Genomic DNA, 12,160 nt, shown 5'->3' with positions numbered 1-12,160 from the left:
CCGAACATACCCCGCAAAGACCACTTCTAGAAATATCGTCTTATGGGCGGCATTTCTGAAAGATCGGCATTACGCTGCCGTTCAGATCGCGGGCCCGCCCGCGATGTCGGACCTGCCGCTCCAGACGGCCGCCCTCCCGGGAGCCACCTGTGCCGCTTCGACTGCTCGCGTTGGTCCTGGCCCTGCTCACCGCGGGCTGTGGCGCGACCGGCGGCGCCCCGGTGCTCCAGGAGGACCGCACGCCTGCCCCGGCAGCCGCGCCACGGGTCGACCCGGCGACCGCCGAGCAGGCGTTCTCGCTGCTCGGGCAGCTCGACGGGGCCTGGCGGCGGCAGGACTGCGCCGCCGTACGGGAGCTGACCACGTGGGCGGAGCGGACGCTGGACGGCCGTGCCTGCGAGGCGACCCGGAACGGCCGTCCAGCCCGTCCCGCCGACCCCGTCTACGTGCTGCCCGACGCGGGCGACTGGTTCGCCGCGCTGGCCCGCGAGCCGTCGCCCGCGTACTACCTGTTCTTCCTGGAGGACGGCCGCTGGCGGCTGGGCGCGGGGCCGGTCCCGGTGCCCGGCGAACCGGCGCGGGAGGCCGCCGAGGCGCCGGCGTCGCTGGTCAGGCAGGCCCGGCTGGTGCCGCAGCGGCACCTGACGTACCTCACCGACCCGGCCGGGGTGGCGGGCGTGCGCTTCCCGCCGGGGGATCCGCTGCGCGGGCTGCTCAAGGACGTCACCGCGAACCGCGCCGACGTCGAGCTGTTCGGCACGCGTACCCTCGCGATCCCGGTGGCCGCCGGTTCCGTCCTGGTGTTCGACGCCCTGCGGCTCACGTACGAGGGAGGGCGCACGGATCTGGTGGTCATGGCCAGCCTGGTCGGCACGGGCAACCGGATCAGGACGCTCGGGCTGCGCCGGGGGCGCGCCGGTTGACGGCGGCGTGGTGCTGCGGCGGGAGGGCGGAAGTTGACAACGGCGAGGTAGTCGTTCCGTCCCGGTAAGCTCACCTCACGTGAGTTCCTACAGTCCCATCGGGCCGGTCGTCGGCATCGTCGGCGCCGGTCAGCTCGCCCGGATGACGCAGCCGCCGGCCATCGCGCTCGGGATCGAGCTGCGGGTGCTGGCCGCCGCCCCCGGGGAGAGCGCCGCACGAGTGATCGTCGACACCCAGGTCGGAGACTACCGCGACCTGGCCGACCTGCGGGCGTTCGCCCAGGGCTGCGACGCGATCACGTTCGACCACGAGCACGTGCCGACCGAGCACATCAGGGCCCTGATCGCCGACGGCCACGCCGTGCACCCGGGCGCCGACGCGCTCGTGCACGCCCAGGACAAGGCCGTCATGCGCGAACGGCTGACCGCCATCGGCGCGCCCTGTCCCGCCTGGGCCCGGGTCGCCTCGGTAGCGGACGTCGCGGCGTTCGCCGACGAGCACGGCTGGCCGGTCGTGCTGAAGTCGGTGCGCGGCGGCTACGACGGGCGCGGCGTGTGGGTCTGCCGCACCCCCGACGACGTGGCCGAGGCGTTCGCCACCGGCGTCGAGCTGATGGCCGAGGCGTTCGTGCCGTTCGAGCGGGAGCTCGCGGTGCTGGTGGCCCGCTCGCCCCACGGGCAGGGCGTCAGCTACCCGGTCGTGGAGACCGTGCAGCAGGACGGCATCTGCGTCGAGGTGATCGCCCCCGCCCCCGGCATGGACCCTGAGGAGGCCGCCGTCGCCCAGCGCATCGGCCTGAAGATCGCCCACGAGCTGGGCGTGACCGGGCTGCTGGCGGTTGAGCTGTTCCAGACCGCCGACGGCCTCGTGGTGAACGAGCTGGCCATGCGCCCCCACAACAGCGGCCACTGGACGATCGAGGGCTCCACCACGTCCCAGTTCGAGCAGCACCTGCGGGCCGTGCTCGACCTGCCGCTCGGTTCGCCCGCGATGACCGCCCCGGTCGTCGTCATGGCCAACCTGCTGGGCGGCGACGACCCCGACCTGTTCAAGCGCTACGAGCACGTGCTGGCCCACGACCCCGGCATCAAGCTGCACTTCTACGGCAAGGAAGTGCGTCCGGGCCGCAAGATCGGCCACGTCACGGCCCTGGGCGCCGACCTCGACAAGGTTCGCGCCCGCGCCCGCCACGCCGCCGTCTACCTCATGACCGGGGAGTACACGTGACAGAGCGAATCGGGATCGTCATGGGGTCGGATTCCGACTGGCCCGTGATGAAGGCCGCGGCCGAGGCCGTGGCGGAGTTCGGGGTGCCGTTCGAGGCCGACGTCGTCTCGGCCCACCGCATGCCGGTCGAGATGATCGAGTACGGCCGGCAGGCGGCCGCGCGCGGCATCCGGGTGATCATCGCGGGGGCCGGCGGGGCGGCGCACCTGCCCGGCATGCTGGCCTCGGTGACGCCGCTGCCGGTGATCGGGGTGCCGGTGCCGCTGAAGTACCTCGACGGGATGGACTCCCTGCTGTCGATCGTCCAGATGCCGGCCGGGGTGCCGGTGGCCACGGTGGCGGTCGGGGGCGCGCGCAACGCGGGGCTGCTGGCCGTCCGCATCCTCGGGGCGTCCGACGCCGGGCTGCGCGAGCGCATGGAGGAGTTCCAGGGGCGTCTCAAGGAGCAGGCGTACGCCAAGGGTGAGAAGCTGCGCGCGGAGGCCGCAGAGCTCTGAGCAGGCAACTCAGGGCCGTCCAGGGGCAGATCGGGCTTTCCCGGGCGCCCGGTTCCCCGAGGTGAGGGGTCCCGGGCGTTCGGAAGGGCGCCGCGGCGGGGTTACGGGCGGCCGAGCGCCCGGTAGTGCCAACCGGCCGAGCGCCACACCTCGGAGTTGAGCGCGTTGCGGCCGTCGACGATGCGCCGGGTCGCGACCACCGCGCCCAGCTCCTCCGGATCGAGCTCCAGGAACTCTTTCCACTCCGTCAGCAGCAGCACCACGTGCGCCCCGCGGACCGCCTCGACGGCCGACTCGCCGTAGTTCAGCTCCGGGTGAGCCTTACGAGCGTTGTCGAGCGCGATCGGGTCGTAGACGGTGACCTGTCCGCCCTGGTGGCCGATCGTCACGGCGACGTCCAGGGCGGGGGAGTCGCGAATGTCGTCCGAGTTCGGCTTGAAGGCCGCGCCCAGCACGCCGACCGTGCACCCGTGGAACGAGCCGCCCGCCAGCTCCCTGGCCAGGTCGACCATGCGGGCGCGGCGGCGCATGTTGATCGCGTCGACCTCGCGCAGGAACGTCAGCGCCTGGTCGGCGCCCAGCTCGCCGGCCCGTGCCATGAAGGCCCTGATGTCCTTGGGCAGGCAGCCGCCGCCGAAGCCGAGCCCGGCGTTGAGGAAGCGCCCGCCGATGCGGTCGTCGTACGAGAGCGCCTCGGACAGCTGCTTGACGTCGGCGTGCGCGGCCTCGCAGACCTCGGCCATGGCGTTGATGAAGGAGATCTTGGTGGCGAGGAAGGCGTTGGCCGCCGTCTTGACCAGCTCCGACGTCGCGAAGTCGGTCACCACGAACGGGACGTCCCCGAGCGGCGCGTACACGTCGCGCAGCACCTTCTCGGCCCGCTCCGAGCGCACGCCGAGCACGATGCGGTCGGGGTGGAGGGTGTCCTCCACCGCGAAGCCCTCGCGCAGGAACTCGGGGTTCCACGCCAGCTCGACGCCGACGCCCGCCGGCGACAGGCGGGCGAGCTTGTCGGCCATGCGCTCGGCGGTGCCGACCGGCACGGTGGACTTGCCGACGACCAGGCACTCGCGGTCGAGAAGCGGCGCGAGCGACTCGATGGCGCTGTCCATGTACGACACGTCCGCGGCGTACTCGCCCTTCTTCTGCGGTGTGCCGACGCAGACGAAGTGCACGTCGCCGAAGGCCGCGACCTCTTCGTAGGAGCTGGTGAAGCGAAGGCGTCCGGAGTCGAGCCCACGGCGGAGCACGGGTTCCAGCCCGGGCTCGTGGATGGGGAGCTCACCGTTGTTCAGCCGGCGGATCTTGTCCGCGTCAATGTCGAGGCCAAGGACTTCGAATCCGAGATCCGCCATGCAGGACGCATGCGTGATGCCCAGGTATCCGGTCCCGATCACCGTGAGGCGATATGGCACGAGCGAGCTCCTTTCGATCGCCAGGCATGCTACCGGCCTTCGCTACCTCCTTCGTGCCACCTCCTCCTGTTCGCAAACCGTACTAGCTGGTAACAAAGTGCTCGGACGTCCTAGTATCTACGCATGAGCTTCCCTCTCTATGCGCCCGCCGAAGAGCACGACATGCTCAGGGAGACGGTCCGCGCCCTGGCCGACGAGAAGATCGCGCCGCAGGCCGCGGCCGCCGACGAGTCCGAAGAGTTCCCCTGGGACGTCTACAAGGCCCTCGTCGCCGCCGACCTGCACGCCGTGCACGTCCCCGAGGAGTACGGGGGCGCCGGGGCGGACGCGCTGGCCGCGGTGATCGTCATCGAGGAGGTCGCGCGGGCCTGCGCGTCGTCCTCGCTCATCCCGGCCGTGAACAAGCTGGGCACCGTGCCGCTGCTGCTCTCGGCGTCCGAGGAGCTCAAGCAGCGTTACCTGGCGCCGGTGGCGCGGGGCGAGGCCATGTTCTCGTACGCGCTGTCCGAGCCGGAGGCGGGCTCCGACGCCGCCGCCATGAAGACCCGCGCGGTCCTCGACGGCGACCACTACGTGCTCAACGGCACCAAGATGTGGATCACCAACGCCGGCGTCTCCGAGTACTACACGCTGATGGCCGTGACGGACCCGTCCGCCGGCGCCCGGGGCATCTCCGCCTTCGTGGTGGAGAAGTCCGACGAAGGCGTCTCCTTCGGGCCGAAGGAGAAGAAGCTCGGCATCAAGGCCTCGCCGACCCGCCAAGTGATCCTGGAGAACGTCCGCATCCCGGCGTCCCGCATGATCGGCGAGCCCGGCACCGGCTTCAAGACGGCCCTCGCCACCCTCGACCACACCCGCGTCACCATCGCCGCCCAGGCGCTGGGCATCGCCCAGGGCGCCCTCGACTACGCGATCGGCTACGTCAAGGAACGCAAGCAGTTCGGCCGCCCGATCGGCGACTTCCAGGGCCTGCAGTTCATGATCGCCGACATGGCGATGAAGCTGGAGGCGGCCAGGCAGCTGACGTACCGCGCAGCCGCCAAGAGCGAGCTGGCGATGCACGGCCGGCCGCAGAAGGACCTGACGTTCCTGTCGAGCGCCGCCAAGTGCGCCGCCTCGGACGCCGCCATGGAGATCACCACGGACGCGGTCCAGCTCCTGGGCGGGTACGGGTACACGAAGGACTTCCCGGTGGAACGCATGATGCGCGACGCCAAGATCACCCAGATCTACGAGGGCACCAACCAGATCCAGCGCATGGTGATGGCCCGCCAACTCCTCAAGTAGCCCCTGACCTGGGATACCCCCGCCTGTGCGATGTCACAAGCGAGGGTGTCTCAGTCTTGGCGCGGTGCCAACAGGATTACTGTTCCGTATCCGTTCCGCAGATCAGGGAGCAGGCAGAGCGGTCTTCTGTCTGCCACCCATGTGTGACGTGACTGCGGCCTACCGTTTGAGCACCGTATGTATGGCAGCAGTGGCTGCGATCCATAGTCCTGCGCATCCGCCGGCGGCCTCCGCGCCGAAGATGATGGCTTCGGCGACCGCGTCCCCGTTGCCCAAGGCAAGCAAGGAACCAGCAACGCCGATCAAGAGTGAGAGCAGGGCGCCCACGATGGCCCACCAGATGAGGTTTGCCTTGCTCACGCCTCGTTCCCCTCTTGAGTGATGGCCCAGCATTTGCTCCCTCTGGGCGCTATGTGGAAGTTCATGAGAGTACGAGTAGCAGAGCGTGAGCCGCACGCACTCAACGTTGATCAAACCCGGATGCTGACGAGTCCTCTCCGGATGACCGGGCCGATGCTCCGGATGCGGGCGGACGTATCCGGAAGCATTGGGACGATTGGATCGACTCGGGTATGTCGGGCGCAGCGTGGTGAACGCCTACGAGTCTGACCTGTGGGACCATGGTTACTTCTCGGGCTCGAGGGTGGAGTGCACCTTCCTCCGCCTCGGCCTAACCCCTTCCGCCCACAATGGGCACACGATCCTGAACAGGTTGGATCATGAATGGAGCCAGCCCGGGCGGCACCCGCCTAGCGTTGCTTGCGACGCGGATGAGAAAGCTGTACTACGCCGAAGCGGGCCAGCCGTCATATCAGATGCTCTCCAGGGAAGCCGAACGCGTCATCGCCGAGGCGGATGAGGAGGACGGTGACTGGCTCCGACATCTCCCGCGAGCCACCGCTTGCGACCTCATCAGCGGGAAGTCCAAGAGGACTCCCGACTGGTTGCTTGTACGCATGCTGGTGGTCGTGTGCCACCGCATCGCCGTCAAGTCGAACCTCGACATTGCTCCCCAGGAGTCCCTGGTAAGGGAGTTCGGTCAGCTCTGGCGGGCCGCGAAGGCGGAGGAGGAGGGCGACTTATCCGCGTCGCAGCTTCACGTCGCGACCCACGGCAGCATCGGGGAACCTGCGGACGCCCCCATCGCTGATGACGTCTTGGAGCCGGCTCCCGGAGAAGGCCCTTCGCGGAGGACCTCACTGCCTGACGAACGCATGCCAGGCAGTTGGGGGCGTCTGGCGAGCCGACGACTCAAGCAGGCTGAGGATGGAGATGCTCAGGCTGCCTACGAGTTGGCTGTCCTGTTGGCATGCGAGGCCGTTGAGCTGGAAAGTGGCGGTACCGATCCGGAGGAAGTGGCGTACTGGCGGGACAAGGCGTCCTTCTGGAAAGGCAGGGCCATGGGCAAGATCCCTGCAGCTGCTGCTCTCCGGCTGCAAGGTCTTCAACTGGTCAACGCGGCGTACGAGCTAGCCATCAAGTACAAAAGGGCAGGTAGGGCTGGTTCGAAGGATTTCTTCATCGCTGCCATGCAGGCAGAAAGCTCCGTGGGAGGCCTGAACCAGACATCCGCCGGCGCCAGAGCAGATGATCTCGCCGTAGTTGATCCTCGCGATGAGGCGTGGCTGTAGTCGGAGAGCGCTGACCTGGTCGAGGTAAGGCATATGGAAAGAACACTCCGCCCGATCGCCAGTACGGGCGGATCGTTCTGCGTCGGGTGGTCGCCGGCTGCGCTGCGGATCTTCGGCCGGTCGCGGTCGCGCCGCCCACGCGCCTGCCTGCATCGTCTCTCCGACCGGACTATGCGGCAATGGAGGCACAACTCAGAGGGGCGAGATCAACAATTATGACTGAAGAATAAATTGCCGGATCCGCCAGAGCTGCATCTCGTAGTGGCCGTTTCAGGGGTCCGTACGCATCCAGGTTGTCGAGCGAATTGAAAGAAATCGCTATATGGCCCCATTTGTGCGACTCCAAGCCGTCGTTCCCGCGTGCAGGCCAGCCGAGTTGACGTAAGCGCTCCTATGCAATATCGCAGGCTTCCTCATAAGTGGAGGATTTGACGTCCATCAGTAAGATCTCATCAATCTGAGTGGAGCTTCTCCAGGTCCAGTCCGACTGGACCTGGAGCACCACCCTGCCTATACTGCGAACTTCTTTGACGGCGGCGCGCCAGCTCTTGAGCTGGGCGTTGGCGCGTTCACCCGGTCCCCGGAGCCGGGCGTGGGAGCGGTTGGCCGCCTTCTGCGACAAGGGCTTGTTGCGGCCCTTGTACGGCGTGGCCACCGGGCCTTCGGCGCCTTGGTAACCCTTGTCGGCCAGGGTCAGGATGCCGGCCTGGGCCGGCGCGCGCAGGATGCCCCAGGCGCAGGCGGCGGTCAGGTCGTGGGCGCTGCCCGGCAGCGAGCCGGAGGTCCAGACGACGCTGCCGTCCGGAGAGGCGATGACCTGGACGTTCATCCCGTGCCTGCGGTGCTTGGCCGAGTAGGCCGTATTCCGGTGGCACCCCTACAGCGGCCTACCTGCGTTGATCCTTAAGTTTGCGCCACCCGCCGGCCCGGTTGTCGGCGATGATCTGCCGGAACATCGCGATGAGGGCAGGAGCGTTGATCGTCTCACCTTCGCGGAACGCCACCGTACGGGCGGTCTTGTTGTCGTGGCCGGCCGTGATGATCCCTTCGGGGTCAGGGACAATGCCGCCGTCGTACAGGAACACGTTGACGTGGTCCTTCGCGGCGAGAAACGCGCACACGTTGCCCTGCAGCACGAAGTAGGGCCGGACGGTTCGCTTGATGGTCTCGGTGACTTCGGGGTCGGCGGCATGGATGAGGTCCCGGACCTGCTGGCAGATGTCCTGCTGCCACTCGGGCAGGGCTTTGATGTAGTCGTCCACGCGCGGGTCGGTCTCATAGGGGCGTACGTCGTTCACAGCCAGGCACCCACAATCGCCGAGATGACGAGAATCTTGATCAGCCAGTCGCCCGCGTGCAGCGCTGCGGTGGCGGCGGGGGTCTTCTCCCACATCATGGACCCGGTGAGCAGCACTGCCGGGAACCCGACCCAGAGCACGAGGCCGAGCACCACCGCCGACCACATGCCGGTGAGGCCGGCGTACCGGGCCAAGCCCGCGATCACGGCGGCGACCACGAGGCTGCGCGCCAGCTCCAGAAGGATCTTCAGTGGCGGCGGCCGATCGCCCCGGTCCGGGGCGCGCTCACCCAGCAGGCGCTTCTCGACCGGTGTGAGCAGGGCGTAGTAGGCCGAACTGAACACGAACGCCACGATTGCCGCGGCGATGACGGAGATCGAGCTTCCCACGTTCACCTCCTAAGTAAACTAAACGGTACCGTTTACGCGGTTCGTAAACTAAACCGTGTAGTATCCTCTGTCAAGGAGGTAGTTCGTTGTCCGCTTCGACACGGGCTGAGGCCCGCTCAGCGCGCAAGCGCCAGGAGATTCTCACGGCCGCACGGTCGGTGTTCACCGCCCACGGTTACGTCGGCACGAGCATGGACGCGGTGGCCGCCGCGGCGGGCGCCTCGAAACGGACGGTGTACCAGTACTTCGCCGACAAGGAGCAACTGTTCGCCGGCGTCGTGCTGGACACCGTCGATCGCGGCTACGAGCACTTCAAGCCCATGATCCTCGCGCTCGCCGAAGTGGACGACCTCGAGACAGCCCTGCGGGACCACGCCCGGATGACGCTCGCAGGGTTGATGAACCCGGAGATACTCCAGATGCGACGCCTCGTCGTCGCCGAGGCGGAGCGTTTCCCGGCCATCGGACGTGAGTACTTCGAACGGAGTTGGGACCGTACCCTAAAGCTCCTCGCGCAGACCTTCGCGAAGCTCACCGAACGCGGCCTGCTGAACACCCCGGACCCCGAGCGCGCCGCCTACATGTTCACCTGGCTGATCGTTTCGATCCCCACCAACCGAGCCGCCTTCCTGGGCGACGCGTCCGTCGGCTCCCCGGAGGAACTGACCGCCCTGGCCGACGAGGGCACCCGCATCTTCCTCGCCGCCTTCGCCGCCGGTAGCTAGGGGGCGACACACTCGGCCTATTGCGGGGGCGATCGCGTTCAGGGGAGAAGGCCGTTCACCAGGGCGCGTACGCCCTTGGCGTAGGTGTAGCGGGCGGTCAGGTCTTCCCATCGCCTCGCCACCGTGCTCAGCCGGGGGAACTCCTCGGCGTCCAGTTCGGCGAAGACGCGCTCCCGATAGGTGGGTCCGCCTTCTTCTCGTCGCTTGCGAGCCGCCGCCCGGCGGCTGATCTCGCGGGCGGTGTAGTGCCAGATGATCCGGTACACGTCCACCGCCTCCTTGATCGCCAGCCCCCGCGTACGGCGGCGTCGACGATCCGCTCCGGGTGGTGATGCGGGCGGAGGTTTCCTCACCGAGGCGGACGTAGCGTCCAAGGCTGGACAAGGCCGTGGGAGCGCGTCGTCCGGAGGTGGGACGCGTCGGTCGGGCAGAGAGACGGGGCCGGCTCGGCGCCCCATGGCAGGCAGGCGATTGCGGTGGCGCAGTGAGGCTTTTTCATCTGTGGGCGAGCTCGTAGTTCTGCAGGACGGCGATCGCCTTGCATAGCTGGCCCGCCTTGTGCGGGCAGCAGCGGAGCTTGCGGAGGACGCGCCAGCTCTTGAGCTGGGCGTTGGCGCGTTCACCCGGTCCCCGGAGCCGGGCGTGGGAGCGGTTGGCCGCCTTCTGCGGCAAGGGCTTGTTGCGGCCCTTGTACGGCGTGGCCACCGGGCCTTCGGCGCCTTGGTAACCCTTGTCGGCCAGGGTCAGGATGCCGGCCTGGGCCGGCGCGCGCAGGATGCCCCAGGTGCGGGCGGCGGTCAGGTCGTGGGTGCTGTCCGGCAGCGAGCCGGAGGTCCAGACGACGCTGCCGTCCGGAGAGGCGATGACCTGGACGTTCATCCCGTGCCTGCGGTGCTTGGCCGAGTAGTACGGCCGGTCGGCGCGCACCCGGTCGGTGGGGATTAGCGTGCCGTCCAGCACCAGGTAGTGCAGACCTTCCCGTACGGTCTTGCGTAAGGCGGGGCCGAGCTTGGGAGCGCGGGCGCGCAGCAGGGCTACGGTCTCCTCCACGTACCGCCAAGCGGTGGCGACCGAGACGCCGAATCCGGCGGCGAGCTCGGTGTAAGTCTCGCCTTTGCGCAGGTAGACCAGAACCAGCAGGGCCTGCTGGGCGGGGTTGAGGCGTCGCCACGTGGAGCCGATGGCCTTGCGGTGTCGGCGGATGATGCCGGCCACGTAGTTCAGCGTTGAGCGCGACCAATCGACCGCAGCACGATAGAACAGCATCCGGACCCCGGGTGGTGACGGTGTTGATTGTGGGATCCACCCGTCTATCAGGGGTTCTCTGCGTCTTCAGACGAACGTCGGACTCGCGATCACGCTGTGATCAGCAGGCACCCGCCGAGGATGAAAACGGCTCACTGCAGACTCCCTTGACGAACTGCGGCGGATCACCGCGTGAAGTTCATCGGTGAGTTGATCGCCGGCTTCGATGACTGAGGAGTCGGCGGCGCGTTCGTGGATCAGCGCGTGGAAGTGGCGCTGGATCGACCTCAGGGTTCCGGCCGGCAGGGGGTGGTGGATGACCGGGGTGAGTGGTGCCAGGAGGGGGTGGTGTCCGCGGCGGGTGGCGATGTCGATCGCCCGCTCTCCTTGAGCCGTACGGAGCGTGCGCCAGGCGCCGCGGGCGATCAGCCGGTGCACGACGCTGACGTCGGCGCCGTGCCAGGCGGCCTGGTGGAGTGGGGCGTAGCCGCTGGTGCCGCCGACTCTGCCGCCGTTGACCCACTCGGGATGCTCTTCGAGCAGCTCGAAGACTGTGGACCAGGCGCCGTCACGTGCGGCGTCGGCCAGTTCGTCGCGTCCTGCGATCAGATGGCCCTTGTAGCTCGACCGCAGAGTGACGCCGTCCCACTTCGAAGCCTTGTTCTGTTCCATGCAGTTCCTGTCCGCTCGGTCGCGGAGACACACCAAGGTACGTCACGACGCGTTTAGGCTGGAGCTGCTTTTGAGGAGGTGGCCAGGGTGACGTTGACCGAGGTGATGGCCGAGCTGGCCGCGCTGGAGGATCCCAAGGCGCGCGAGGTGAACGAGAGACACGGTGACGATCACGGCGTGAACCTCGGCAAGCTGCGCGCCCTCGCCAAGCGGCTGAAGACGCAGCAGGAACTCGCCCGCGGCCTCTGGGAGACGGGCGACACCGCGGCGAGGTTGCTGGCGACGCTGGTCTGCCGTCCGAAGGCGTTCGAGCGGGACGAGCTGGACACGATGGTGCGCCAGGCGCGTACGCCCAAGGTGCGCGACTGGCTCGTGAACTACGTGGTGAAGAAGAGCCCGTACGCCGAAGAGCTGCGGGTGGCCTGGTCGGCCGACCCTGACCCGCTGGTCGCGAGCGCCGGGTGGGCGTTGACCGTCGAGCGCGTGGCGAAGAAGCCCGAGGGGCTCGACCTGGTGGGGCTGCTCGACGTCATCGAGGCGGAGATGAAGGACGCGCCCGACCGTCTGCAGTGGGAGATGAACAACTGCCTGGCTCACATCGGGATCGAGCACGCCGAGCACCGCGCCCGTGCCATCGACATCGGTGAGCGTCTGGAGGTGCTCAAGGACTATCCGACGTCCCCGGGGTGCACGTCGCCGTTCGCGCCGGTGTGGATCGCCGAGATGGTACGCCGGGAGCAGGGCGGGGCGGCTCACTAGGGCCTGTTTCAGAAGTGGATCACCTGGGTGGTTCACTTCCGAGATGATCTTTGTGTGGGTCGAGGTGATTTGACCGCCGCGCAGTGGGCGG

14 protein-coding genes and 1 pseudogene are annotated in these 12,160 nt (G+C 68.2%); 7 read left to right on the top strand and 8 right to left on the bottom strand.

All coding sequences use genetic code 11. The annotated features are described in order from the left end of the window. Positions 1-149 precede the first annotated feature (149 nt). From ABT158_RS37405 to purE, 3 genes are all read left to right on the top strand, one after another. The gene (locus tag ABT158_RS37405) at positions 150-923 is read left to right on the top strand and encodes a hypothetical protein (protein WP_352361808.1); all 774 of its coding nucleotides are present in this window, start codon (positions 150-152) and stop codon (positions 921-923) included. A gap of 79 nt (positions 924-1,002) precedes the next feature. After that, positions 1,003-2,151, top strand: coding sequence for a 5-(carboxyamino)imidazole ribonucleotide synthase (locus ABT158_RS37400; RefSeq protein WP_352361806.1), 1,149 nt, complete (start codon positions 1,003-1,005; stop codon positions 2,149-2,151). Positions 2,152-2,171: 20 nt separating this feature from the next. Continuing rightward, the gene (gene purE, locus ABT158_RS37395) at positions 2,172-2,648 is read left to right on the top strand and encodes a 5-(carboxyamino)imidazole ribonucleotide mutase (RefSeq protein WP_352362100.1); all 477 of its coding nucleotides are present in this window, start codon (positions 2,172-2,174) and stop codon (positions 2,646-2,648) included. A gap of 101 nt (positions 2,649-2,749) precedes the next feature. On the opposite strand, the gene ABT158_RS37390 is transcribed toward purE, so the two are convergent. Beyond that, positions 2,750-4,063: a UDP-glucose dehydrogenase family protein gene (locus ABT158_RS37390; RefSeq protein WP_352361804.1), complete on the bottom strand. Its 1,314-nt coding sequence runs from the start codon at positions 4,061-4,063 to the stop codon at positions 2,750-2,752. Positions 4,064-4,186: 123 nt separating this feature from the next. Between ABT158_RS37390 and ABT158_RS37385 the strand changes: the two genes are divergently transcribed. After that, positions 4,187-5,350, top strand: a complete 1,164-nt coding sequence (locus ABT158_RS37385; protein WP_352361802.1) for an acyl-CoA dehydrogenase family protein — start codon at positions 4,187-4,189, stop codon at positions 5,348-5,350. 159 nt (positions 5,351-5,509) lie between these two features. Here the strand turns inward: ABT158_RS37385 and ABT158_RS37380 are convergent, their stop codons facing one another. Then, complete coding sequence (locus tag ABT158_RS37380; RefSeq protein ID WP_352361800.1) at positions 5,510-5,710, bottom strand: hypothetical protein; 201 nt, start codon at positions 5,708-5,710, stop codon at positions 5,510-5,512. Positions 5,711-6,120: 410 nt separating this feature from the next. On the opposite strand from ABT158_RS37380, the gene ABT158_RS37375 reads away from it, so the two are divergent. Then, positions 6,121-6,981 carry a hypothetical protein gene (locus ABT158_RS37375; protein WP_352361798.1) on the top strand — a complete coding sequence of 287 codons (861 nt, stop codon included), beginning with the start codon at positions 6,121-6,123 and terminating at the stop codon, positions 6,979-6,981. Positions 6,982-7,519: 538 nt separating this feature from the next. On the opposite strand, the pseudogene ABT158_RS37370 reads toward ABT158_RS37375, so the two are convergent. From ABT158_RS37370 to ABT158_RS37360, 3 genes and pseudogenes are all read right to left on the bottom strand, one after another. Then, positions 7,520-7,840: pseudogene (locus ABT158_RS37370) on the bottom strand (transposase family protein); the annotation flags it as partial. 28 nt (positions 7,841-7,868) lie between these two features. After that, positions 7,869-8,279 (bottom strand): DUF1801 domain-containing protein, encoded by a 411-nt coding sequence (locus ABT158_RS37365; protein WP_352361796.1) that lies wholly within the window; start codon positions 8,277-8,279, stop codon positions 7,869-7,871. Continuing rightward, the gene (locus tag ABT158_RS37360; RefSeq protein ID WP_352361794.1) at positions 8,276-8,668 is read right to left on the bottom strand and encodes a DUF1761 domain-containing protein; all 393 of its coding nucleotides are present in this window, start codon (positions 8,666-8,668) and stop codon (positions 8,276-8,278) included. Before ABT158_RS37360 ends, ABT158_RS37365 begins: the two co-directional genes overlap by 4 nt. Positions 8,669-8,754: 86 nt before the next feature. On the opposite strand from ABT158_RS37360, the gene ABT158_RS37355 reads away from it, so the two are divergent. Further along, entirely contained in the window at positions 8,755-9,393 is a 639-nt protein-coding gene (locus ABT158_RS37355) for a TetR/AcrR family transcriptional regulator (protein ID WP_352361792.1), read from the top strand. Positions 9,394-9,431: 38 nt separating this feature from the next. Here the strand turns inward: ABT158_RS37355 and ABT158_RS37350 are convergent, their stop codons facing one another. From ABT158_RS37350 to ABT158_RS37340, 3 genes are all read right to left on the bottom strand, one after another. Then, a complete protein-coding gene (locus ABT158_RS37350; RefSeq protein WP_352361790.1) occupies positions 9,432-9,665 on the bottom strand; it encodes a hypothetical protein in 234 nt (77 codons plus the stop codon). Positions 9,666-9,888: 223 nt separating this feature from the next. Continuing rightward, on the bottom strand, positions 9,889-10,659 hold the full coding sequence (locus tag ABT158_RS37345) for a transposase family protein (protein ID WP_352361788.1): 771 nt from the start codon (positions 10,657-10,659) through the stop codon (positions 9,889-9,891). 66 nt (positions 10,660-10,725) lie between these two features. Then, complete coding sequence (locus ABT158_RS37340) at positions 10,726-11,310, bottom strand: ankyrin repeat domain-containing protein (RefSeq protein ID WP_352361786.1); 585 nt, start codon at positions 11,308-11,310, stop codon at positions 10,726-10,728. Between the two features lie 105 nt (positions 11,311-11,415). Between ABT158_RS37340 and ABT158_RS37335 the strand changes: the two genes are divergently transcribed. Further along, positions 11,416-12,069: a DNA alkylation repair protein gene (locus ABT158_RS37335; RefSeq protein ID WP_352362098.1), complete on the top strand. Its 654-nt coding sequence runs from the start codon at positions 11,416-11,418 to the stop codon at positions 12,067-12,069. Positions 12,070-12,160 lie beyond the last annotated feature (91 nt).

The organism is Nonomuraea sp. NPDC001636 (assembly GCF_040298265.1).
GTDB lineage: Bacteria > Actinomycetota > Actinomycetes > Streptosporangiales > Streptosporangiaceae > Nonomuraea.
Note: the sequence above shows the minus strand (reverse complement) of the source record. Positions and strands in the feature narration are given on the sequence as shown.

Excerpts from the sequence above, each read along its gene's own strand:
- ABT158_RS37375 (WP_352361798.1), top strand. The coding sequence starts at position 6,121 with ATGAGAAAGCTGTACTACGCCGAAGCGGGCCAGCCGTCATATCAGATG.
- ABT158_RS37335 (WP_352362098.1), top strand. The coding sequence starts at position 11,416 with ATGGCCGAGCTGGCCGCGCTGGAGGATCCCAAGGCGCGCGAGGTGAAC.
- ABT158_RS37345 (WP_352361788.1), bottom strand. The coding sequence starts at position 10,659 with ATGCTGTTCTATCGTGCTGCGGTCGATTGGTCGCGCTCAACGCTGAAC.
- ABT158_RS37385 (WP_352361802.1), top strand. The coding sequence starts at position 4,187 with ATGAGCTTCCCTCTCTATGCGCCCGCCGAAGAGCACGACATGCTCAGG.
- ABT158_RS37340 (WP_352361786.1), bottom strand. The coding sequence starts at position 11,310 with ATGGAACAGAACAAGGCTTCGAAGTGGGACGGCGTCACTCTGCGGTCG.
- purE (WP_352362100.1), top strand. The coding sequence starts at position 2,172 with ATGGGGTCGGATTCCGACTGGCCCGTGATGAAGGCCGCGGCCGAGGCC.